22 protein-coding genes and 1 pseudogene are annotated in these 21,184 nt (G+C 74.8%); 17 read left to right on the top strand and 6 right to left on the bottom strand.

Features of this window, described 5'->3' with window-relative positions; all coding sequences use genetic code 11:
• Window positions 1–19: 19 nt before the first annotated feature.
• From AC1050_RS07965 to AC1050_RS07910, 12 genes are all read left to right on the top strand, one after another.
• Window positions 20–316: a hypothetical protein gene (locus tag AC1050_RS07965; protein ID WP_482386814.1), complete on the top strand. Its 297-nt coding sequence runs from the start codon at window positions 20–22 to the stop codon at window positions 314–316.
• Window positions 316–1,611, top strand: a complete 1,296-nt coding sequence (locus AC1050_RS07960) for a WXG100 family type VII secretion target (protein WP_482386813.1) — start codon at window positions 316–318, stop codon at window positions 1,609–1,611. The genes AC1050_RS07965 and AC1050_RS07960 overlap by 1 nt, the downstream gene beginning before the upstream one ends.
• Window positions 1,608–2,387 carry a hypothetical protein gene (locus tag AC1050_RS07955; protein WP_482386812.1) on the top strand — a complete coding sequence of 260 codons (780 nt, stop codon included), beginning with the start codon at window positions 1,608–1,610 and terminating at the stop codon, window positions 2,385–2,387. The genes AC1050_RS07960 and AC1050_RS07955 overlap by 4 nt, the downstream gene beginning before the upstream one ends.
• The gene (locus AC1050_RS07950; protein ID WP_482386811.1) at window positions 2,384–2,992 is read left to right on the top strand and encodes an AbrB/MazE/SpoVT family DNA-binding domain-containing protein; all 609 of its coding nucleotides are present in this window, start codon (window positions 2,384–2,386) and stop codon (window positions 2,990–2,992) included. The genes AC1050_RS07955 and AC1050_RS07950 overlap by 4 nt, the downstream gene beginning before the upstream one ends.
• Window positions 2,993–3,052: 60 nt before the next feature.
• Window positions 3,053–3,772 (top strand): nucleotidyltransferase domain-containing protein, encoded by a 720-nt coding sequence (locus AC1050_RS07945; protein ID WP_482386810.1) that lies wholly within the window; start codon window positions 3,053–3,055, stop codon window positions 3,770–3,772.
• Between the two features lie 138 nt (window positions 3,773–3,910).
• Entirely contained in the window at window positions 3,911–4,927 is a 1,017-nt protein-coding gene (glsA, locus tag AC1050_RS07940; protein WP_482386809.1) for a glutaminase A, read from the top strand.
• Window positions 4,924–6,561 (top strand): MFS transporter, encoded by a 1,638-nt coding sequence (locus tag AC1050_RS07935; RefSeq protein ID WP_482386808.1) that lies wholly within the window; start codon window positions 4,924–4,926, stop codon window positions 6,559–6,561. Before glsA ends, AC1050_RS07935 begins: the two co-directional genes overlap by 4 nt.
• A gap of 72 nt (window positions 6,562–6,633) precedes the next feature.
• Window positions 6,634–7,005, top strand: a complete 372-nt coding sequence (locus tag AC1050_RS07930) for a YbaB/EbfC family nucleoid-associated protein (protein WP_482386807.1) — start codon at window positions 6,634–6,636, stop codon at window positions 7,003–7,005.
• A 4-nt stretch (window positions 7,006–7,009) separates the two neighbouring features.
• Window positions 7,010–7,327 (top strand): type VII secretion target, encoded by a 318-nt coding sequence (locus tag AC1050_RS07925; RefSeq protein WP_482386806.1) that lies wholly within the window; start codon window positions 7,010–7,012, stop codon window positions 7,325–7,327.
• Entirely contained in the window at window positions 7,324–8,724 is a 1,401-nt protein-coding gene (locus tag AC1050_RS07920; protein ID WP_482386805.1) for an ADP-ribosyltransferase, read from the top strand. Before AC1050_RS07925 ends, AC1050_RS07920 begins: the two co-directional genes overlap by 4 nt.
• A complete protein-coding gene (locus tag AC1050_RS07915; protein ID WP_482386804.1) occupies window positions 8,721–8,984 on the top strand; it encodes a hypothetical protein in 264 nt (87 codons plus the stop codon). The genes AC1050_RS07920 and AC1050_RS07915 overlap by 4 nt, the downstream gene beginning before the upstream one ends.
• A complete protein-coding gene (locus tag AC1050_RS07910; protein WP_482386803.1) occupies window positions 8,981–9,502 on the top strand; it encodes a hypothetical protein in 522 nt (173 codons plus the stop codon). The genes AC1050_RS07915 and AC1050_RS07910 overlap by 4 nt, the downstream gene beginning before the upstream one ends.
• A 121-nt stretch (window positions 9,503–9,623) precedes the next feature.
• On the opposite strand, the gene AC1050_RS07905 is transcribed toward AC1050_RS07910, so the two are convergent.
• Genes AC1050_RS07905 through AC1050_RS07895 form a run of 3 tightly spaced genes read right to left on the bottom strand, consistent with a single transcriptional unit; the run spans window position 9,624 to window position 12,807 of the window.
• Complete coding sequence (locus AC1050_RS07905) at window positions 9,624–10,802, bottom strand: PP2C family protein-serine/threonine phosphatase (RefSeq protein WP_482386802.1); 1,179 nt, start codon at window positions 10,800–10,802, stop codon at window positions 9,624–9,626.
• Window positions 10,799–11,593, bottom strand: coding sequence for an alpha/beta fold hydrolase (locus AC1050_RS07900; RefSeq protein ID WP_482386801.1), 795 nt, complete (start codon window positions 11,591–11,593; stop codon window positions 10,799–10,801). Before AC1050_RS07900 ends, AC1050_RS07905 begins: the two co-directional genes overlap by 4 nt.
• 47 nt (window positions 11,594–11,640) lie before the next feature.
• Window positions 11,641–12,807 (bottom strand): DEAD/DEAH box helicase, encoded by a 1,167-nt coding sequence (locus AC1050_RS07895; RefSeq protein WP_482386800.1) that lies wholly within the window; start codon window positions 12,805–12,807, stop codon window positions 11,641–11,643.
• Between the two features lie 34 nt (window positions 12,808–12,841).
• Between AC1050_RS07895 and AC1050_RS07890 the strand changes: the two genes are divergently transcribed.
• Entirely contained in the window at window positions 12,842–13,864 is a 1,023-nt protein-coding gene (locus AC1050_RS07890; protein ID WP_482386799.1) for a hypothetical protein, read from the top strand.
• A 55-nt stretch (window positions 13,865–13,919) separates the two neighbouring features.
• Here AC1050_RS07890 and AC1050_RS07885 read toward each other — a convergent pair whose 3' ends face one another.
• Window positions 13,920–14,300 (bottom strand): hypothetical protein, encoded by a 381-nt coding sequence (locus tag AC1050_RS07885; protein WP_482386798.1) that lies wholly within the window; start codon window positions 14,298–14,300, stop codon window positions 13,920–13,922.
• Window positions 14,301–14,417: 117 nt separating this feature from the next.
• On the opposite strand from AC1050_RS07885, the gene AC1050_RS07880 reads away from it, so the two are divergent.
• The 3 genes from AC1050_RS07880 (at window position 14,418) to AC1050_RS07870 (ending at window position 17,212) form a co-directional block, all read left to right on the top strand.
• Window positions 14,418–15,566, top strand: a complete 1,149-nt coding sequence (locus tag AC1050_RS07880) for a zinc-dependent alcohol dehydrogenase (RefSeq protein ID WP_482386797.1) — start codon at window positions 14,418–14,420, stop codon at window positions 15,564–15,566.
• Window positions 15,567–15,579: 13 nt separating this feature from the next.
• A complete protein-coding gene (locus AC1050_RS07875; RefSeq protein WP_482386796.1) occupies window positions 15,580–16,134 on the top strand; it encodes a hypothetical protein in 555 nt (184 codons plus the stop codon).
• 103 nt (window positions 16,135–16,237) lie between these two features.
• Complete coding sequence (locus AC1050_RS07870) at window positions 16,238–17,212, top strand: pirin family protein (protein ID WP_482386795.1); 975 nt, start codon at window positions 16,238–16,240, stop codon at window positions 17,210–17,212.
• A gap of 7 nt (window positions 17,213–17,219) precedes the next feature.
• On the opposite strand, the pseudogene AC1050_RS07865 reads toward AC1050_RS07870, so the two are convergent.
• Window positions 17,220–17,818 (bottom strand): annotated as a pseudogene (locus AC1050_RS07865) (NADPH-dependent FMN reductase).
• A gap of 321 nt (window positions 17,819–18,139) precedes the next feature.
• On the opposite strand from AC1050_RS07865, the gene AC1050_RS07860 reads away from it, so the two are divergent.
• Entirely contained in the window at window positions 18,140–20,707 is a 2,568-nt protein-coding gene (locus AC1050_RS07860; RefSeq protein WP_482386794.1) for a helix-turn-helix transcriptional regulator, read from the top strand.
• Here AC1050_RS07860 and AC1050_RS07855 read toward each other — a convergent pair.
• Window positions 20,673–21,086 carry an OsmC family protein gene (locus tag AC1050_RS07855; protein WP_482386793.1) on the bottom strand — a complete coding sequence of 138 codons (414 nt, stop codon included), beginning with the start codon at window positions 21,084–21,086 and terminating at the stop codon, window positions 20,673–20,675. The genes AC1050_RS07860 and AC1050_RS07855 overlap by 35 nt on opposite strands.
• Window positions 21,087–21,184 lie beyond the last annotated feature (98 nt).

The raw sequence follows: 21,184 nt of genomic DNA, 5'->3' as shown, positions 1-21,184 counted from the left end.
TCACGAAGGCAGGGAACCCATGAGCGTGGACGTCTCGATCGCGGCGCTGGACACCGCGTCGACGGAGCTGGAGACCGTGGCCACCGAGCTGCAGGCGCTGGACGTCGCGGGCGCCTTCGCCGGCATCGAGGCGGCGCTGCCCGGGTCGGCCGTGCCCGACGCGGCGGTCTGGGTCTCCACCCGGGTCGGCGCGGCGGTGCAGGTGCTCGGCGAGAACATCCGCGGGATGTCGGCCAGTGCGTCCGGGTCGGCGGACGGCTACCGCACGGCCGAGAGCTCGGTGCAGAGCCGGTTCGGTGCGATGGGGGCCTTCTGATGGCGGCCCTGACCCTGGACGTCGTGCGCAGCTGGCGGCCCGAGGCGCTCGCGGACGCCGCGACCGGCGTCGGGACGGCGCAGGAGGCGGTCGACGCGCAGGTGCGCGCGGCCAAGGCGGCGATGACCCGGCTGACCGACCACTGGCAGGGCGACGCCGCCCAGGCAGCAGCGCAGCGGATGGCGAGCGAGGCGACGACCGGGTTCGCCCTGGCGGACGCGCTGGAGTCGGCGCGCTCCGCGCTCGCCTCGGGGGCCACCGACCTGTCCCGCGCGAAGTCGGCGGTGCTGTCGACCGTGGACACGGCCGTCGCGGGCGGGTTCCGGGTCGACGGCGACGGCCGGGTCACCGCGCCGACGCTGCCGCCGGTGATGACGGCGGCGGGCGACCCCGACGGCGCGGGTGCGCAGCGGGACGCCGAGCAGCGGGCGCTGAACGCCGACGCGCAGGTGCACGCCGACGCGATCGCCACGGCGCTGCAGGACGTCGCCACCACCGACCAGCGGGTCGCCGACAACCTGTCTGCCGTCGAGGTGCCGCAGACGCTGGCATCGGCGGTCGACGCCTACCTGCAGCGCGCGTTCGCCAGCGGTGACGTGATCGGCGCGCTGGGCTCGGTCGGTGCCGGTGGCATCGCCCTGGCGCAGGTGATCAAGGGCGTCATGAAGTCGGCGGGCAAGAGCAAGGCGTTCCTGGACTTCCTCAAGGCGTCGTCGGCGCCGATCACGCACTACGCGGCGATGGTCGAGAACTTCGCGAAGGCCGACGCCGCGATGGACGTGTTCAAGAACGGCAAGCCCGCCGCCGAGTGGATGACCAAGCTGCTCGGCCAGAAGGGCGTCGGCGCGCTGCGGACCGCGGGCAAGGCGTTCCTGCCGCTGACGGTCGTCACCGGCCTGGCCGACGTCGTCACCGGCGGCGGCTACGAGGGCGCCCGCGGCTGGGCCACGCGCGGGTTCGGACTCGCGGGCGCCGGCGGCGCCGGTGCGCTGCTGGCCGCCGGTGCGCTCGGCCTCGGGCCGGTCGGCCTGGCGGTCGCCGGGGGCGCGGTGCTCGCCTACGGCGCGTGGAGCCTCGGCAACCTCGTGTGGGACAACCGCGAGGCGATCGGCGACTTCCTCGGGTCGGCGGGCAAGACGGTGTGGAACGCCGGGGCGACGGCGGTGGACTGGACGAAGGACGCGGTGTCGGACGCCGCGGACTGGGCGGGAGACCAGGTGAACAAGGCCAAGGACGCGGTGTCCGACTTCGGCAAGGGCGCGCTCGACGTCGTGTCGTTCGGGCTGTTCGGATGAGCGACGCCGACACCCCCGTGGCCGTGCCGGTCGAGGTGCTGACCGACGAGGAGCTGGCGATCCTCGCCGGCCCCGGCGGCCTGGTCGTCTCCCCGTACCTGGCGACGCTCGCCGAGGCCGACCGCGAGGTCGCGCTGCGCACCGCCTACCGCGGCCTGCTGGCCCGCGGCGTGGTCGACCCGCCGACCGTCGAGGCGCTGGCCGCCGCGGTGGGCGAGCCGACCGTGGAGCTGCAGGTCCGCGAGGACGTGCTGTCCCTGGTGACGCTGCGCCGCGGTGCGTCCGCCGTCGTGTGCGTCGCGCGGTCCACCGTCGTGGGGCAGGACTTCTGGTACGCCCACGTGGTCCGCGACGTCGTGCTGGTCGAGCAGGTGTCGACCGACGGGCAGCACCGGTTCTCCCTGGCCCCCGCGGACGCGCTCGGCGACCTGCTGCTCGACGCGGTGATGCACCCGGAGACCGGCGACGGCGCCGGCCCCGAGATCGAGGTCGTTGACCCCTCCGACCCGCCGGTCGAGGTCGTCGAGGCGCTCGGGCACGCGCTCGTGCGGAGCGACGTCGTCGTGCGGACGCCGGACGACCGCGAGCCCGAGCTGCTGGGCCTGTTCACCGGGCCGGGCGGCGCGTGGGTGCTGGACGCCCGTGCCGGGTCGGGCTCCGCGGTGGTCGCGAGCCCGACCAGCCGCGCGGAGCTCGACGTCCGGGTGCGCGACCTCGCGGACCGCGCGGTCGGCACGGCGGCCGCGGTCGTCGCTGCGGCGGTCGGGGCGCCGTGACCGCCGCGCCCGGGCTGGTGCGCCTCCCGGGGCTGTCGTCGCGGTCCTTCCGGTGGTGGCTGATCGGGACAGCCGTGGTGGCGCTGGGGGTCGCCGGCTACCTCCTGGTCACCCAGCCGCAGAACCGGGTCGTCGGCGGGGCGGGGGTCGCGGCGCTCGCGCTGTTCTTCGTCGTCCTGCTCTGGCGGTCCACCTGGCTCGACCCGGCCGCGGGCACGGTGCTGCAGGTCCGGTGCCGGCTCTGGCGCCGGGAGCTCCGGCTCGAGCCGGGCACGTCCGTGGCGCTGGTGCCGAACGGCGGCGGGACGCTGCTGCTCGCGGTGAAGCCGCGCCGGGGACGACGGTTGTTCGTGCCCCTGGTCTCCCGCACGGACCACATCGAGCAGTCGCAGCCGCCCGAGCTGCTGCGCCTGCTCGCGGACACCGTCGAGCGGCACCGCGCGGGCGGCGCTCGCTCGGTCGCCGTCGCGCTGCGGAAGCAGGCCGAGCACCTGGAGGCCGGCGGCTCGGTGGCGGGCTCGCCGCTCGCGCGGCTGATCACCACCGGGATGCTGACCGCCGCGAAGGCCGGCGGCGCCGGGGCGCTCGGCGGCCACCTCGGCTGAGGGGTCGCACGGGACCTTCGGCTCGCACTCACAGCGTGGGGCCGGCCCTAGCGTCGTCGCATGAGCACCGTTGCTGGAAAGATCATGCCGACCTGGAAAGATATTGCCAGGCCGAGCGCGCGACGACACCATGGGGGCATGGACCTGTCCTCGCCGCTGCAGTCGCTGATCCCGTCGATGGAGTCGGCTGTGCTCACCGTCCTGGCGGGGACCGAGAGCGCCCTGGGCCAGTCCCAGATCCACCGGCTGGCACCGCGTGGCACGCGCCGCGGCCTCGCCTTCGCGCTGGACCGCCTGGTGGGGCAGGGGCTGGTCGTCGCCGAGCCGTCGAACCACGGCCACCAGTACCGGTTGAACCGGGAGCACGTGCTGGCCCCCGCCGTGACGAGCGCCCTCGCCGCGCGCCACGACTTCCTGCGGCGCCTGGCCGACGCGACGGCGAGCCTGCGGCCCGCGGTCGTCAGCGCCGCGGTCTTCGGGTCGGTCGCCCGGCGGGACTCCGGGCCGGAGAGCGACGTCGACCTGCTGCTGGTCGTGCGGGACTCCGCGCAGACGGACTCCGACGCCTGGCAGGACCAGCTGCGGGCGCTCCAGGCGCAGGTGCTGGCCTGGTCGGGCAACCGCCTCGAGACCATCACGGTGACCCGCGCGCACCTGGACGAGCTCGTTGCCGGGGCGGAGCCCGTGGTCGGGTCCTGGCGGGACGACGCGCTCACCGTGGCGGGAACCGACTTGCGGCGTCTGCTCAACCGGTCGGCGTCGCGCACGCGCGGATCCTGACCCCCGACGACCGCGCGCGTGCCATGCGTCACGCGACGGCGCTCGTGCAGGAGGCGCACCAACCGCACCAACTGACCCTGTACGCCCTCCACCTCGCGTGACACGATCGCCGCGGGGGCGACGGCGGGCGGAGGATGCGTGAGCACCGAGATCAGCGGCGTGGAGCAGGCGGTCTCGACGGGTTCGCTGCCCGGCTGGGACCGGGTCGAGGAGCTCGTCCGGGACGCGCACGTGCGGTACCGGGACCGGACCGAGGGCGTCGTCGCCGACTACATCCCGGTGCTGGCCGAGGTGGACCCGGCCCTCTTCGGCATCTGCGTGGCGCAGACCGACGGCGACCTGCACGCCGCGGGCGACGCCGACGTGGGGTTCACGATCCAGTCGATCTCCAAGGCGTTCGTGTACGCGCTGGCGTGCGAGGTGCACGGGCACGAGGTGGTGCTCGACCGGGTCGGCGTGAACAACACCGGGCTGCCGTTCAACTCGGTCATCGCGGTCGAGCTGAACGACGGCCACCCGATGAACCCGATGGTCAACGCCGGGGCGATCGCGACCACCGCCCTGCTGCCGGGACGCACCCCGGACGAGCAGTGGCGGCACCTGGTCGCCGGGCTGAGCCGCTTCGCCGGCCGCGAGCTGGAGGTCGACGAGGTCGTGTACGAGTCGGAGTCGGCGACCAACCAGCGCAACCGCGCGATCGCCCGGCTGCTGGAGAGCTACGGCCGCATCGAGTCCGACCCGCTGGAGATCGTCGACGTCTACACGCGGCAGTGCGCGCTGCGGGTCAGCGCCCGGGATCTCGCGCTGATGGGCGCGACGCTCGCGGACGGCGGCGTGCACCCGCTGACCGGCGAGCGGGTGGTCTCGGCGCAGGTCTGCCGGGACACCCTGGCGGTGCTGGCGTCCACCGGTATGTACGAGCGGTCGGGGGAGTGGCTGTTCGAGATCGGCGTCCCCGCCAAGTCGGGCGTCGCCGGCGGCATCGTCGCGATCGCGCCGGGCAAGGGCGCGATCGGCACGTTCTCCCCGCCGCTCGACCCGGCCGGCAACAGCGTCCGCGGCCGGCTGGCCACGGCCCACCTGAGCCGCACCCTCGGCCTGAACGTGTTCGCGTCGGCCGTCCACGTCCCCGAGCGCACGGGAGCCCGCGCATGACCAGCACGCAGTCCCCGGCCACGACCACAGCCGAGGAGCGCCGCTCCTGGGTGCCGATGGCCGGCCTGTTCCTCGCGCAGGTCCTCATGTCGTTCAACGTCGCGGCGCTGCCCGTGTCGCTCGGCGGGATGGTCGAGGACTTCGGCGTCCCGCCGACGGTCGTCAGCTCGACGATCGTCGTCTACGGGCTGACGGTCGCCGCGCTGGTGATGACCGGCGCGAAGCTCGGCCAGCGCATCGGCTGGGTCGTGATGTTCCGGGTGATGATCGCCGCGTTCGCCGGGTCGGCGCTGATGATGATCCTCGCCCCGAGCGTCGGCTGGGCCATCGCGGGGCAGGCGGTCGCCGGGGCGTCGGCCGCGATCATCGTGCCGTCGCTGGTGGCCCTGATCGCCGAGAACTACCACGGCGCGCAGCAGGCCACCGCGATCGGCTCCCTCGGCTCGGCCCGGGCGATCTCCGGGGTGACGGCGTTCTTCGTCGGGGGCGCGCTGGGGACGCTGGTGGGCTGGCGCCCGGTGTTCGGCGTCGTGCTGGCGCTCGCGGTCGCGGTGCTCGTGCTGAGCACCCGGCTGCGGTCCGACGGCGGCAACCGCGAGGTCCGGATCGACCTGGTCGCCGCCGCGCTGATCGGCCTGGCCGTCGTGCTGCTGACCCTCGGGTTCAACAACCTCAACGCGTGGGGGCCGCTGGTCGCGACGCCGGACGCGCCGTTCAGCATCGCGGGGGTGTCGCCGGCGCCGGTGCTGGTGGTGCTCGGCATCGTGCTGGGCCAGACGTTCTTCTGGTGGACCCGCCGCCGGGCGGCCTCGGGCAAGATGCCGCTGGTCGACCTGCGGGTGCTCGGCGCGTCGAGCGAGCGCGCCGCGGTGTACGCGATGTTCATCGTCGTCGCGCTGGAGGCGGCGCTGAACTTCACCGTCCCGCTGTACATCCAGATCGTGCAGGGCCGGACGCCGTTCGACACCGCGCTGGCGATGATGCCGTTCAACCTCACGGTGTTCGTCACCGCGACGCTGGTCGTGCGGTTCTACGGGCGGTTCCCGCCGCGCACCATCGGCGTCTTCGGGTTCACGCTCACCACCGTCGCGCTCGCGTGGCTCGCGTTCGTCGTCACCAACAACTGGGAGACGCTGCCGACCATCCTCGGCCTGTTCGTGTTCGGCGTCGGGCAGGGCGCCCTGGTGACGCTGGTGTTCAACGTGCTGGTCACGGCCGTCCCGAAGCGCCTGGCCGGCGACGTCGGGTCCATCCGCGGCACCACGCAGAACCTCGCGTCGGCCGTCGGCACCGCGCTGGTCGGCGCGCTGCTGGTCACGATCCTGTCGGTGAACGTCGGCCGCGCGGTCGTCGAGCACCCGGACCTGCCCGCGGACCTCGTCGAGCAGGTCGACCTGGACGCGGTGAACTTCGTCAGCAACGACGAGCTGCGCGAGGTGCTGGCCGGCACGGACGCCGACGACGTGCAGGTGGACGCGGCGGTGGCGCTGAACGAGGAGGCGCGGCTCAACACGCTGCGGCTCGGGCTGCTGGTGCTGGCGGGGATCAGCGCGACCGCGATCCTGCCGGCGAGCCGGCTGCCGCGGTACCGGCCGGGGGAGATCCCGGACCCGTCGCCGGAGGACGCAGACTGAGGCCAGGTCCGACCGGGTGGCGTTCGGGCAGTCGGCGGGAGCGCGCCGGACGGGCCGGTTACAGTGCCGTCCGTGACGTCCTACTTCGACGACCCGGACGCTGCCATCGAGCGGGTCCAGGCCGACATCGCCGCAGCCCAGGAGCGCGCCGTCAAGGCGGCCGAGGTCAAGCAGACGCTCGACCGGCTCCGCGGCCGGGCCCGCAGCCCGCGCGGCGAGGTCACCGCCGAGGTCGACCCGTCGGGCCAGCTCGTCGACCTGCACCTGGCGGACGACGCGACCACCATCGTGGCGCGCGACCTGTCGGCGCTCATCGTCGAGACCGTCCGTGCCGCCGCGCAGGACGCGGGCCGGCAGGCGCTGGCGGTCGCCGCGGACGCGTTCGGCGAGACCTCACCCGTCACCGCGCAGCTGCGCGACGAGCTCGCGAGCCGGCTGCGGTGATCGCGTGAGCGGGGGCTTCCAGATCGACACCGGGGTGCTGCGGCAGCACGCGGCCCGGGTGCAGCAGGTCGCGGGCGACCTCGGCACGGCCGAGTCGGCGGCCGGGTCGGCCGACCTGCACGGCGGTGCGTTCGGCGTCCTGTGCGGGTTCCTGCCGGGAATCATCGGCGGGACGGACGCCGCCGCCAAGGACGCGATCGCGGCGGTGCGCGAGGCGACCGACGGCATGGTGGCCGAGCTGGGCGCGATGGCACGCTCCGTCGACGAGACCGACCGGGCCGTCGAGTCGCGGATGCAGCAGATCGCCCGGGTGCTCGGGTGACCGCGAACCCGCTGGTCGTCGGGCCCGTCGACACGTCGACGGCGTTCGGCGGCGCCATGCTGCTGGACTCCCTGTCCCAGCTGAGCTCGTCGCTGGAGTCCGGCGACTGGGTCGCTGCCGGCCTGTCCGGGGTCGGCGTCGCGCTGGACGCCGTCGCCACCGCGGTCGACCCGCTCGGCTCGCTGATCGCGGCGGGGCTGGGCTGGCTGATGGAGCACCTGGAGCCGCTCAAGGGCTGGCTGAACGACCTCACCGGTGACGCCGGCGCGGTGCTCGGCTTCGCCGGCACGTGGGACAACGTCGCCACCGCGATGAACGGCGCGGGCGACGAGCTGCACCGGATCGTCACCGCAGACCTCGAGGCGATGTCGGGCGCGTCGATCGTCGCCTACGGCGCGTACGCCAACGGGCTGGCCGACCGGGTGCGGGCCGCGGGGACGTCGGCGTCCTCGATGGCGTCGGCGCTGCGCACCTGCTCCACCGTCGTCCAGGTCGTGCACGACCTGGTGCGGGACACCCTCGCGCAGCTGGTCGGCTCGATCATCTCCTGGGTGTCGACGCTCGTAGTGACCGCCGGGCTCGCGACGCCGTACGTGGCGTCGCAGGTGGCGACGCGCGTGTCATCGATCGCGACCCGGGTGGGGCGGTCCGTCATCGACGTGATCTCGACCGGGAAGTCGCTGAAGAACCTGCTGGAGGCGATGAAGGACGCGCTGGCGCAGCTGGCGTCGGGCGTGCGGGGGCGGCTGCCGGGCGGGGGTGCAGGGCCGGCGCCGACCCCGCCGCGGGCACCCTCGGCGCCGGCGCGTTCCCCGCTGCCGGACCTCAGCGACCTCCCTCACCCCAAGGACGGGGGCGATCTGGACCAGTGGGCCGACGCCGTCGCCGGGCGACACCCCACGCTGACGCCGGACGAGGTCCGGAACATCTACCGCTACACCACCGACGAGGGATACACGGAGATGAACGGGTTCCTGCGGAACCCGTCGTCGTACCCCGATGACGCAGCACTCCGGATCCAGGCAGAGGTCGATTCCGCGGTGTCCGGCATGGGCAAGCTGCCAGCGACCGACGGCACGACGTTCCGGGGGACGAACATGCCGCCGGACGTGTTGCAGCAGTGGCAGCAACCGGGCAACCACGTCAGTGACCGCGCGTTCTGGAGCACGTCCAACGACGCCGGGATCGCCGACGAGTTCCGGCGACGGACCAACGGCAACGCGTTCGTGACTGTCGAGGGCCGGAGCGGCGTCGACGTGCAACCGCTGTCGCACTACGGGAGAGAAGCGGAGATCCTGATGCCGCCAGGGACCGTGTTCGAGGTCCGCGGTGCCCAGCAGTTCGGGACGGGTGCCGGCAGCTACTGGGCGTTCGTCGGGCGCGAGGTGGCACGATGAGCCGGGTGGACGACCCTCGCGACCCCCGGCCCGACGCACGGACGTGGAACTCCGACGTCCTTGCGGGCATGACGGACGACGAACAGCGGAACGAGATCGAGGGCCTCGTCACGCGGGCGATCGAGGAGAGCCGGCGCCGACTGGGGACGCTGGGGCCCGGTGACATCAGCGAGCGCAAGGCGCAGATGCCGACGATCACCCGCATCGTCTCGACCCCGGAAGAGCGTGGAGCACGCGGACGCCGGGAGGACGAGCGATGAGCACCGCGCTCGGTGACTTCCTCGACGCGATCGCCAAGCTCCCGGAGTTCAACGGCATCACGTTCCGTGGGCTGGGCGCGGGCGACCCTGAGCCAGCGGCACCTGGCGTCGTGGCCGGGGTGCTGGCGTCCTCCCGCGACGTGCGGGTGGCCTCGGAGAACTTCACCGCCGCCCGGGTCCTCGTCCTGCTGAACCGCACCGGCCGCAGCATCGCGGAGCTGTCAGCGCAGCCGGGCGAGGGCGAGGTGGTCGTGCGGCCGGGGTCTGTCTGGCGACCGCTGATCGAGGTGTCGGTCACGGGCCTCAGGACGCCGCTCCTCGTGCTCGAGGAGCTCGACCCGTCCGGCACCACTCCTGCTCCGACCGAGTGGGGCGACACCCTGGACGAGCTCGCGTCCCGCGTGGTGCGGCTCGTGCAGCAGGCACTGGGGGCGGGCGCCACCCCGGTCGCGGTGCCGGGGAAGTTCGTCGGCCCGTGGCCGATGCAACCGCTTCCGACCGGCGGTGCGGCCAGCTGACGGCCCTGCGCCATCGGACGAGCACAGGGTTCCACCGACGCGACGAGTGCCCAGAAACCCGCGGACATATCGGGACACACCGTCCGAGTTTCTGGACACTCGACCCGAGCATCCCCCCGGACTACCCCGCCGCGACCGCCACCGTCACCACCGCGATGTCGTCCCGGGCGTCGTCCGCCTGGTACGCCATGACGTCCGCCAGGATCGCGTCGGTCACGTCGGCGGCGCCGCCGCGGTGCCGGTCGACCACCTGGACCAGCCGCTCGGTCCCGTAGAAGCCGCCGCCGCGCCGCCCCTCGGTGACCCCGTCGGTGAACAGCACGAGGGCGTCGCCGGGCTGCAGCTCGAGGTCCGTGTCGGGGAAGTCGGCGCTGGGCAGGATGCCGATCAGGTGCCCGTGCTCGCCGACGGGGACGGGCGGCTGCCCGGTCCGGCGCAGCAGCGGCAGCGGGTGCCCGCCGGACGCGGTGGTCGCCCGCCAGGTGCCGCCGGACCGGCGCAGCCGCACGACCACGGCGGTGCAGAACCGGTCGGTCTCGGCACGGCGCAGCACCTGGTCGAGGGTGCGCAGCACCGCGCCCGGGTCGTCGTGGTCGACCGACGCGGCGCGCACGGTGTACCGGGCCAGGGCGGTGACGACCGCGGCCTCGGCGCCCTTGCCCTGCACGTCGCCGAGCACGACGACCCAGTCGTCGGCCGCCACCTGGAAGACGTCGTAGAAGTCGCCGCCGACGTGCCGGCCGTCGCCCGCGGGCCGGTAGACGGCGGCGACGTCGAGGCCGGGGATCTGTGGCGGCGTCGGCGGGATGAGGGTCTGCTGCAGGGTCTGCGCGAGCTCGAGGGCGCGGGCCTCGGACTCCTCGGCGCGGCGCTTGGCGGCGAGCATCTCGTGCTCGTAGCGGCGCCGCTCGGTCACGTCGAACGCCGCGGTCCGGATCCCGGTGGGCCGGCCCGTCTCGTCGCGGTCGAGCACGGAGTTGATCAGCACGGGCAGCCGCCGGCCGTCGGCGGCGATCACGTCGAGGGCGATCTCCCGGGCGGTGCCTTGCAGGTGCAGGGTGGGGACGTAGTGGGTCTCGTGGTAGATCCGGTCCCCGGCGGGCAGCAGCTCGACGAACCGCCGGCGCCCGACCAGGTCCTCGCGCCGGTAGCCGGTCCACGCGAGGAAGGTGTCGTTGACCCCGACGATGGTGCCGTCGGGGCGCGTCGACAGGTGCCCGCACGGGGCACGGTCGTACAGCTGGGCCGGGTCGTCGGGCGCCACGGGGGTCGGGGGCGTCCCGGCCGGCCGGGCGGTCACCGGACGAAGGCGGCGATGGCGGCCGTCGTCGCCTCGGGGGCGCTGAGCTGCGGGCAGTGGCCGGTGGCGTCCAGCAGCACGAGCCGCGCGTCCGGGATCGCGTCCCGCACGTACTCGCCGACCACGACCGGCGCGATGACGTCCTGGATGCACTGCAGGACCAGGGTCGGCACCGGGACGTGCGGCAGGTCGGCGCGGTTGTCCGACAGGAAGGTGACCCGGGCGAACCGGCGCGCGATGTCCGGGTCGGTGCGGCAGAAGCTCGCCGTCAGCTCCGCGCCGAGCTCGGGTCGGTCCGGGTTGCCCATGATGACGGGGGCCATCGACCGCGACCAGCCCAGGTAGTTGCTGTCCAGGGAGTCCAGCAGCTCGGTGATGTCGTCCTCGGTGAAGCCGCCGGTGTAGCCGTCGTCGTCGACGTAGCGGGGCGACGGGCCGACCAGCACGAGCTTCGCGAACCGCTCGGGCTCGGCGACGGCGGCCAGCACGGCGATCATCGCCGACACGGAGTGCCCGACCAGGACGACGTCCTTCAGCCCGAGCTCGTCGAGGAGCGCCAGGACGTCGTCGGCGTAGCCCTGCAGCGTGCTGTGCCGCACGGGGTCGTACGCGCTGGCGTCCGAGGCGCCGGCCCCGAGGTGGTCGAACGTGACGACGGTGAACGCGTCCTCGAAGTGCGGGGCCACGAGCCGCCACATGTGCTGGTCGCAGCCGTACCCGTGCGCGAACACGATCGGCTGCGCCCCGGGGACGCCGGAGACGCGGACGTGGTGCCGGTCGGTCGCGTTCACCCGTCGAGCGTAGCCACCTGCGGGCGGACGGGAGACGATCGCGGTGCTCATCCGCGTGCCAGCTCGTCCCAGACCGGTCCGTACCCGAGCCGCGCCTGCTCCATCGCGACGACCTCGCGCGCCAGCCCGGCCTCGGTCACGTCGACCGCCGCGACCGCTGCCGCCGCGACCGACGACTCCCGCACGTAGGCGTCGAACACCCGCTGCTTGCCGGCCAGCAGCTCGACGATCCGCTCGTCGACGCCGTCCTCGGTCAGCAGCCGGTGCGCCACGACGGTCCGCACCTGGCCCATCCGGTGCAGCCGCGCGATCGCCTGCGCCTCGGCGGCGGGGGTCAGCTGCGGCTCGCACAGCACGACGACGGAGGCGGCCTGCAGGTTGAGGCCGACGCCGCCGACGGTGATCTGCGCCACCAGCACCCCGTGCCGCGGGCCGGCACCGAACGCGTCGATGACCGCCTGCCGCTCGTCCGCCGCGACGTCACCCGTCAGCGGGCCGTGGACGGCGGTGCCGGGCTCGCGGGACAGCGCGGCGACGACCCGGTCCAGCACGTCGCGGAAGTACGAGAACACGACGGTGCGGTGCCCGTTGGCGCCGGCGTCGGCGACGAGCTCGACCAGCCGCGCCAGCTTGGTGGAGTCGGCCGGGTCGTCGGTCATGTACGCGGCGCGGCGCATCGCCATGAAGCTCCCGCTCGCGACGGCCTCGGCGTAGACGCGCTCGCCCGCCGGGGACAGGTCCTCCCACTCGTCGACGACGACCAGCTCCGGCAGCTCGACCAGCACGTCGGCCTGGTTGCGCCGCAGGTAGACGGGGGCGACGTCGCGCCGGAACGTGTCGGCGCCCACCAGGCCCAGGTGCCGGGGCAGCGACGCGGCGAGGTCGGCGTCCAGCAGCCGCACCAGCGCGACGAAGTCCTCGATCCGGTTGTCGAGCGGGGTGCCCGTCATCAGCAGCACCCGCCAGACCCGCGCGGCCCACGCGGCCACGACCTGCGACCGCCGGGCGCCGGGGTTCTTCACGTAGTGCGCCTCGTCGACGACCAGCAGCGCCACGGCCGGCCCGTCCGGCGGGACGTGCGGCAGCGCCTCGAACGTGGTGACGCCGATGCCGCCCTCCGCCTGCCACCGCGCGACGGCGCCGTCCCGGTCGGGCCCGTGCAGCCGGTGCCCGCGCAGGGCGGTGCGGGCGTCGACCTCCCGCAGCCAGTTCACGAGCACCCCGGCCGGGCAGACGACCAGGAAGTGCGTGTCCCCCCCGGGCGGCGAGGTCGGCCATCACGGCGAGCGCCTGCATGGTCTTGCCGAGGCCCATCTCGTCGCCGAGCAGGGCACGGCCCTGGTTCAGCACGAACTTCGCGCCGAACTCCTGGTACCCGCGCAGCGGCACGCGCATCAGCGACAGGTCGAGCGGCCGCGCGGCGACCCGCTCCGCGAGCTCCGCGGTGAGCATGCCGCGGGCGGCGAGCACGTCCTGGGCGAGCGGCACGATGCTGCCCAGCACCGTGTAGAACTCGGCGCTGCGCCGCTCGAAGGCGTCCCACAGCGCCGTCGCGTCCGCGTCCGGCCGGGCGCACGCAGCCGCCAGGCGCTCGACCGTGGCACCGAGGCCCTCGTCGACGACCGTCGACCAGCCGTCGAGCGCCGCCAGGGCGCCGCGGACGCGCTCCTTCGTCGCGCCGCGGGAGAACGCGAACCGCAGCCGGTTCCCCGCGGGGGCGGCGGTCGCGGCGTGCACGCCGACCGACGACGCGTAGTCGGTCAGCGCGGCGCGGTGCGGCTCCGCCACCGGCCGCAGCCGCAGCAGCCGGTCGAGCAGCCGCAGCAGCTCGACGGTGGTCGCGGTGTCGGGCCGGCCGGACCGGTCGATCTCCAGCCGCACCGGGACGCCGGCGCGCACGGCGTCGGCCAGCTGGTCGACGGCGGCGACGACGCTCCGCGCGGTCTGCGCGCCGACGCCCGGCACCTGGTCCAGCACCGCGGCGTCGACGCCGAGCAGGTCCGCGGCCGTGGCGTACCCGGCGTCGGTGAGCGCACGCAGCCGCAGGTTGCGGTCGGTCATCGCGCCGAGCTGGTCGACGGGGACGACGCCGAGCTCGGCGCGGACCCGCGCCTCGCGGTCCTGCTCGACGAGGGCGGCGATCCGGACGGTGGCGCCGTCGACGTGGTCCAGGACGGCCGCCGCCGTGGCGGCGAGGGCCCGGTGCCGGTCGAGCAGGGCCCGTGCGGGGGCGCCGGGCTCGGTGGCGGGGGCGCTGGTCATTGCCGGTGATGCTACGGCGCGGGCGGGTACGCCGCCCGGGGCGACCCGGCGCCCGTGGCCCGCTTCAGCCGGTGACGCGGATCGTCAGCACGGCGCACTGCACCGGCGACGACTCGGCGCACGCCGCGTCCGGCGCCAGCCACACCTCGACGGCGTCCCCGTCGGCCAGGTCGTCGAGGGTCACCGCGCCGGCGTCCGACACCACGGCGGGGTCGTCGGTCGACAGGGCCATGCCCTCGAAGGACGGGGCGGAGGCCTGGGTCAGGACCGGCCCGCCGTCCCGCACCGCGACGACGCCCGTGACGTCCGGTGCCGACCGCCCCGAGACGTGCGCGGTCGGCGTCGGCGGCAGGGGTGCGGGGTTCGCCGGTGCGGCACAGCCCGAGGCCAGGACGGCCAGCAGTGCGGCACCGAGCGCGCCGGCGAGAGCACGAGCAGCGGTCACGGGGTCGATGGTGGCATCCGCCGGGCTGCGCGGCAGCGGCCGGACCGCCTCCGGATGCGGGAGCCGCCGGAGGTCCGCAGGCTAGATGCAACCCAGCACACCCTCGAGGGAGGCCTCATGCGAGCGATGGTCTACCGCGGGCCGTACAAGGTCCGCGTGGAGGAGAAGGACGTCCCGGCGATCGAGCATCCCAACGACGCGATCGTGAAGGTGGTGCGGGCGGCCATCTGCGGCTCCGACCTGCACCTCTACCACGGGATGATGCCGGACACCCGGATCGGGCACACGTTCGGCCACGAGTTCATCGGCGTGGTGCACGAGGTCGGGTCGTCGGTGCAGAACCTGCAGGTCGGCGACCGCGTCATGGTCCCGTTCAACATCTACTGCGGGACGTGCTTCTTCTGCGCCCGGGGCCTGTACTCGAACTGCCACAACGTGAACCCGAACGCGACCGCCGTCGGCGGCATCTACGGGTACTCCCACACGACCGGCGGCTACGACGGCGGTCAGGCGCAGTACGTGCGCGTGCCGTTCGCGGACGTCGGCCCGGAGAGGATCCCGGACTGGCTGGACGACGAGGACGCGCTGCTCATGACCGACGCGCTGTCCACCGGGTACTTCGGCGCCCAGCTCGCGGACATCCGCGAGGGCGACACGGTCGCGGTGCTGGGGGCGGGCCCGGTCGGGCTGTTCGCGGCGCGGTCGGCCTGGCTCATGGGCGCAGGGCGGGTCGTCGTGATCGACCAGCTCGACTACCGGCTCGAGAAGGCGAAGGAGTTCGCGCACGCCGAGACCCGCAACTACACCGAGTACCAGGACATCGTCGTCGAGATGAAGTACGCCACCGACGGCCTGGGCTTCGACCGCGTGATCGAGGCGGTCGGCGCGGAGGCGGACGGCAACCTGATCCAGCACGTCACGGCGGCCAAGCTGAAGCTGCAGGGTGGGTCGCCGGTCGCGCTCAACTGGGCGATCGACGGCGTCCGCAAGGGCGGCACCGTGTCCGTGATGGGCGCGTACGGGCCGATCTTCTCCGCGGTGAAGTTCGGCGACGCGATGAACAAGGGCCTGACGCTGCGGATGAACCAGGCACCGGTGGCCCGGCAGTGGCCGCGGCTGCTCGAGCACATCCGGAACGGCTACCTCAAGCCGTCGGACATCATCACGCACCGGATCCCGCTGGAGCACATCGCCGAGGGCTACCACATGATGTCGTCGAAGCTGGACGGCATGATCAAGCCGGTCATCATCCCGGACGCGGACTGAGAGGAGCACGACCATGCCGTACCGCGCAGACAAGCCGGCGCTGCCGGAGACCTCCGACCAGCTCCGGGCCCGGATCCCCGGCTGGGGCGCCGACCTGGACCCGGCCGACCGGCCGTCCTACCCGCGTGAGCGCCGCGACCTGCCGACCGGCGCGCACTGGGACTTCCCCGACCGCCAGCCGGAGACGTACCCGCGCGAGCGCTCGATCGAGCACACGATGCTGCCGCCGGTGTTCGGCACCGCGCAGCCGCTGCACGGACCGGCGGGCGCCATCCGCCGCTACGCGTACGACCGGTTCAGCGAGGGCCGCGCCGCACACTGGCTGCTGCTGATCGCCGCCGACCGGGTCGAGTCGACGACCGAGCACCTCAAGTCGTTCGCGACGACCCGGCCGGACAACCCGATCACCGAGACCGGGATCCTGTCCGAGCCGCGCCGGCACCCGATCGCGTCCCGCCGGGGTCGCGTCGACGTCCGGCACCAGCCGCTGGACGTGGTCCTGGTCGCGGGCCCGTGGATCCTGGGCGCCGCGATCGCGGTCGGGGCGATCCGCAAGGCCCTCCGCTAGGCCGACCCGCGAGAGCGCAGGACACGCCGGTGCGCGGGCACCCCGCACCGGCGTGTCCTGCGCTCTCGCCGTGCCCGGGCGGGCGCGAACTACGCTCGGGCGCATGACCAACCTGGAAGTCGCGGCCGGCGAGCGGGTGTGCACCCCGGTCGCCGCCGGCGCGGGCGAGCTGCTGGAGCCACGCGACGTGCCGCTCGGCGGGATCCGCGCGATGACGGTGCGCCGCACGCTGCCGCAGCGGGCGCGGTCGTTCATCGGCGCCTGGTGCTTCCTGGACCACTACGGCCCCGACGACGTCGCCGCGACCGGCGGCATGCGGGTGCCGCCGCACCCGCACACCGGGCTGCAGACGGTGTCCTGGCTGTTCTCCGGGGAGATCGAGCACCGCGACAGCCTCGGCACGCATTGTCTGGTGCGGCCGGGGGAGCTCAACCTCATGACCGCCGGGCACGGTATCAGCCACTCCGAGGACTCCACCGCGGCGACCACGGTGCTGCACGGCGTCCAGCTGTGGACCGTGCTGCCGGAGCGGGACCGCGAGGTCGACCCCGCGTTCGACCACTACGTGCCGCCCGTGGTGCCCCTGGACGGCGGCGAGGCCCGGGTGTTCCTCGGCTCGCTGGCAGGATCGACGTCGCCCGTGCCGACGTTCTCGCCCCTGGTCGGCGCCGAGCTGCGGCTCCGGCCGGGCGCGTCCGTGACGCTCGCGGTCGACCCGGCCTTCGAGCACGGCGTGCTGGTCGACGCCGGTGACCTGACCGTCGACGGCGAGCCCGCCCCGGTGCACCACCTCCGCTACCGCGCGCCGGGAGCCACGACCCTGACCCTGACCGCGCACGGCGGCGCCGAGGTGCGGGCGCTGCTGATCGGCGGCCTGCCGCTCGGCGAGAAGATCGTCATGTGGTGGAACTTCATCGGCCGCGACCACGAGGAGGTGCTCGCCGCGCGCGAGCAGTGGCAGGCCGAGATCGCCTCGCCGGACGGCGGCGGCCCGCGGTTCGGCCGCGTCGACGGGCACCCGCAGCCGCCGCTGCCCGCGCCGGTGATCCCGGGGCAGCGGCTCAAGCCCCGGGCCTAGACCGGCCTCAGGCCGTGGGCATCGCGTCCGGGTCGCCGATGTGCCCGGGTGCGTTCGCCGCGAGCACCCGCTGCACGAACGCGCAGTACTCGTCCATGTAGTGACCGAGGAACTTGGCCGTGCTCTCGTCGCGCACGGCGCGCCGGGACCGAACACCTCGGGCCGGAAGTGGATGTACGCCTCCGGCGCGTTGAGCTGCGGGGCGTCGAGGAAGCTCAGCACGCTCCTCATCGACGACTGCATCACCGCCGTGCCGATGCCGCCGATGGACGCACCGACGATGCCGGTGGGTTTGCGGGCGAACGCGTTGCTGCCCCACGGCCGCGAGCCCCAGTCGATGGCGTTCTTCAACGCACCGGGGATGGACCGGTTGTACTCGGGCGACACGAACAGGATGCCGTCCGACGCGGTGATGGCCTCCTTGAGCGCGCGCGCGGGCGGCGGGTCGTCCGTGTCGTAGTCCGGGCTGTACAGCGGCAGGTCCCGGATCGGGATCTCCCGGAGCTCGAGCTGGTCCGGCGCCAGCGCGATGAGCGCCTCGGCCAGGGTGCGGTTGATCGAGGTGCTGGACAGGCTGCCGACGAAGTAGCCGATCGTGTACGACATCGCGGGTCCCTCCGGTCCCGGGCGCGGGGACCTGGCCAGGCTCCCGCTGGGCGTCTCCCAGCGTGGCACCGCGGCGGCGCGGGCGCGCGGTGGGCGGGTGCGCGGCGGCGCGGGCGGGAGTGCGGCCGAGCGGGCGCCCCGCAGGTGAGCCGGAGGTGGCCGGGCGGCGCTGGGTAGGTGGCCCGGCCTCGCCCGCGCGACCACAGTGCTCGCGCTCGCGCGCGTCTGCGTAGGTGGTCACGGGCCGCTCACTGAGTGCTGGCACGCCCTGCAGAGTGCCTACCCGGCAGGGCGACGCGGACGAGGGACGGGGCAGGATCGGTGGACGCAGAGGGGTTCGGGCTCACCATCGCGGCGGCGCAGCGGTGGCTGCCGCTGGGGCGGGACGTGCTGGTGCGCGGCGACCGCGGGTCGGGCAAGTCGACGGTGCTGGAGCGGCTGCTCGCGGACGCGTCGCGGCGCGGGGTGACCGGGCTGCTGCTGCGGTCCTGCGGCTCGCAGGACCTGTCCGCGCTGGTCGGGCACGCCTCGGCGTCGGTGCGGTCTCCCGACGAGCCGGTGCTGACCGAGTGGCTGGCCGACGAGCTCCGGGCCCGGCGCAGCATCCTGCTGGTCGACGACGTCGACCGGGTGGACGCCGCCAGCCTCGGCGTGGTCCGCCGCGTCCTCGCCCGCACCCCGGCCGTGCTGGTCGCGGCGAGCACGGTCGACCCCCTGCGCTCCCCGACCGCGGGGATGCGCGAGCTGCTGGTGGACCGCGCCCCGGCCGAGCTGCGGGTGCCGCCGTTCGGCTTCCGGGCGGTGTCCGTGCTGCTCGCCTCCGTGCTGGGCGCGCCCGCCGACGCCGGACTGACCTCGTCGGTGACCGCGCAGACGGCCGGCAACCCGAAGGCCGCGGTGGCGCTGGTCGACGCGGCCCGGGCGGCGGGGGCGCTGCGCCGGCAGGACGGGATGTGGGTGGAGGACGGCACGCTGACCGACGTCCCGGTCGGCGCGGTCGCGTACGTGTTCCTGTCCGGGATGCCGCGCCCGCTGGTCGAGGCGCTCGAGGTGCTCGCCAGCACGGGCCCGGTGCCCGCGGACGTCGCCGCGAGCCTGGTCGGGCCGGCGGTGCTGGCCGAGCTCGAGGAGTGCGGCCGCGTGGTCGGGCACGACCCGTCGGGATCCGGGGAGGTGCTGGCGGTCTCGCCACCGGTGCTGGCGCGGGCGCTGCGCGAGCGGCTGGACCCGACCCGGCGGCGGCAGCTGGTCGACCGGGTCCGGGCGCACGGCGGGCCAAGGTCCGCGGCGACCGCCCCCGACGACCCGAGCGTCGCGCTGCTCGCGACGCCGTCGGGGGAGAGCGGGAAGTCCGGCCGTGCCGCGCAGCTGACGGCGCTCGTGCACGAGCGGGCGACGGCCGAGGAGGCCGCGCGCCGGGCGGAGTGGCTGCAGGACCCGACGCTGGGGCGGGCCAACGCCTACCTCGCGACGCTGATGCGCCGCCCGGCCGTCGACCGGCTGGAGCAGGTCTTCGAGCGCGTCCGGCCGCTGCCCGACGACGACCCCGCCGAGCGGGCGACGTTCGCGTTCTACCGGTCCCGCTGGGCGGCGTGGGCGGCCGCGCAGGCGGCGACGCAGGCCGACCCGGAAGCCGGCCCTGAGCCGGCCGACCGGGAGCATCCGGCGGACCCGACGGCACCCGCGGCGCACGAGGACCCGGCCGACCCGGACCTCGCGCCGGTGCGCACCCTGCGGGACCTGAAGACCCGGGTGCTGGACGAGATCGCCGGCGGCCGGTGCCCCGAGCAGGTCGCCGGCGACCCGGACCCGCCGGGAGAGCCGGCGTTCTTCCGCGGCTGGCCGGCCGTGCAGCGTGCCGCCGCGCTGCTGGAGGCGGGGTGGCCGGACGCGGCGCTGCGGGTGTGCCGCCGGGTGAACGCGGCCGACCCGGCGGAGGTCGAGCCGGAGGCGCGGCACTACCTCGCGGCGCTGCGCGGGCAGTGCCTGCTGCAGTCGGGGCGCGCCGCGGAGGCCGAGCGCTGGCAGCGCCGGATGCTCGACGCCGCCTACGACGACCTGGACGCCCTCGGCATCCGCATCCACGCCTGCGTGCTGGCCGAGGTGCTGTTCGCCGGCGCACGCAGCGCCGCGTCGTGGCGCGCCCTCAGCACGGCGCTGCGGCTCGGTGCGCCCGGGCCGGTCGGCACGACCTTCTACCGGCGGGGGCTGACCGTCGGCGCGGTGCTGCAGGCGCAGGCGGGCAACCAGTCGCTGGCGGAGGTGCTGGTGCACGAGCTGGACAGCACGCCGCCGGCGCACCAGCCGCTGCTGCGCTCGCTGCGCCCGCTCGCGCACGCCGCCCTCGCGGCGGCGGGCGGGGATCCGGCGGCCGCGTCGAGCACCGCCTGGGAGGCGGGCCGCGCGTACGCGGAGCAGGGCCTGCTGCAGCCGGCGCTGCTGTGCTGGGGGATGGGCAACGCCGCGCTGGACCGCGAGCGGGCCGAGAAGGTCCGGGACGTCGCGGGGCGGACCCGGCTGCCGCTGCTGGACCCGTACGTGCAGGTGCTGGTGGGGATCGCCGAGGACGACCGCGAGGCCGTCGAGGCCGGGCTGCCCGGCATCAGCCCGCTGAGCGCCCCCGGCCTGACGCACGCGGCGGAGCAGTACCTCGGCGTGGGCACGCGGGCGCCCGGGAGCGGCACCGCGCGGCCCGTCGGCGGACCGCGCACCGAGTCCCTGTCCGGCCGGGAGCAGGAGGTCGCGGTGCTGGCGCGCGAGGGGCTGAGCAACCGGCAGATCGCGGACCAGCTCTACCTGAGCGTCCGCACCGTGGAGAACCACATGAGCCGGGCGCTGCGCAAGCTCGGGATGGTCAGTCGGGCGGAGCTGGCGGAGTGGACCGACTGACCGGCACGCCCTGCCGCACGGCCCGGGGGATCTCGGCGACCTCGTCCACGACGGCCAGCAGCAGGTCCACCTCGTGCTCCGTGACGGGCGTGTCCAGCCGCACGGCGTAGGTGATGCCGGTCGACGCCCAGCTGCCGGGCGCGAACCCGCCGCCGGCGACGACCTCGACCCCGTCCAGCGGGATGCCGCGCGCCGCGGCCTCGCGGTGCAGGTCGTTCAGCACGCAGCCGGCGACGGCCAGGTGCAGCAGGTGCGCCCCGGTCGGCGCGGCGGTGGCCCGCATGCCTCCGGGCGTCCACCGGTGCGGCAGCGCGACCGCGTCCGGCGCGTCGGGACGCAGCGTCCCCGACCCGACGGTGACCGTGAAGTCCTCGGACATCGGCGTCCTCCTTCGTCGGCCGCAGCCTAGCGACGCGCCGGGGTCGTGGCCCGGCCGTGCGGGCCGGCAGCCCCTGGTCCGACCACCCAGCCGCGCCT

The sequence above is a fragment of the Cellulomonas sp. NEAU-ZC6 genome, assembly GCF_056844425.1.
Note: the sequence above shows the minus strand (reverse complement) of the source record. Positions and strands in the feature narration are given on the sequence as shown.

Coding starts and splice junctions, on each gene's coding strand:
- AC1050_RS07965 (WP_482386814.1), top strand. CDS start 20: ATGAGCGTGGACGTCTCGATCGCGGCGCTGGACACCGCGTCGACGGAG.
- AC1050_RS07870 (WP_482386795.1), top strand. CDS start 16,238: ATGACCAACCTGGAAGTCGCGGCCGGCGAGCGGGTGTGCACCCCGGTC.
- AC1050_RS07855 (WP_482386793.1), bottom strand. CDS start 21,086: ATGTCCGAGGACTTCACGGTCACCGTCGGGTCGGGGACGCTGCGTCCC.
- AC1050_RS07915 (WP_482386804.1), top strand. CDS start 8,721: ATGAGCCGGGTGGACGACCCTCGCGACCCCCGGCCCGACGCACGGACG.
- AC1050_RS07945 (WP_482386810.1), top strand. CDS start 3,053: ATGAGCACCGTTGCTGGAAAGATCATGCCGACCTGGAAAGATATTGCC.
- AC1050_RS07935 (WP_482386808.1), top strand. CDS start 4,924: ATGACCAGCACGCAGTCCCCGGCCACGACCACAGCCGAGGAGCGCCGC.
- AC1050_RS07955 (WP_482386812.1), top strand. CDS start 1,608: ATGAGCGACGCCGACACCCCCGTGGCCGTGCCGGTCGAGGTGCTGACC.
- AC1050_RS07910 (WP_482386803.1), top strand. CDS start 8,981: ATGAGCACCGCGCTCGGTGACTTCCTCGACGCGATCGCCAAGCTCCCG.
- AC1050_RS07875 (WP_482386796.1), top strand. CDS start 15,580: ATGCCGTACCGCGCAGACAAGCCGGCGCTGCCGGAGACCTCCGACCAG.
- AC1050_RS07880 (WP_482386797.1), top strand. CDS start 14,418: ATGCGAGCGATGGTCTACCGCGGGCCGTACAAGGTCCGCGTGGAGGAG.
- AC1050_RS07960 (WP_482386813.1), top strand. CDS start 316: ATGGCGGCCCTGACCCTGGACGTCGTGCGCAGCTGGCGGCCCGAGGCG.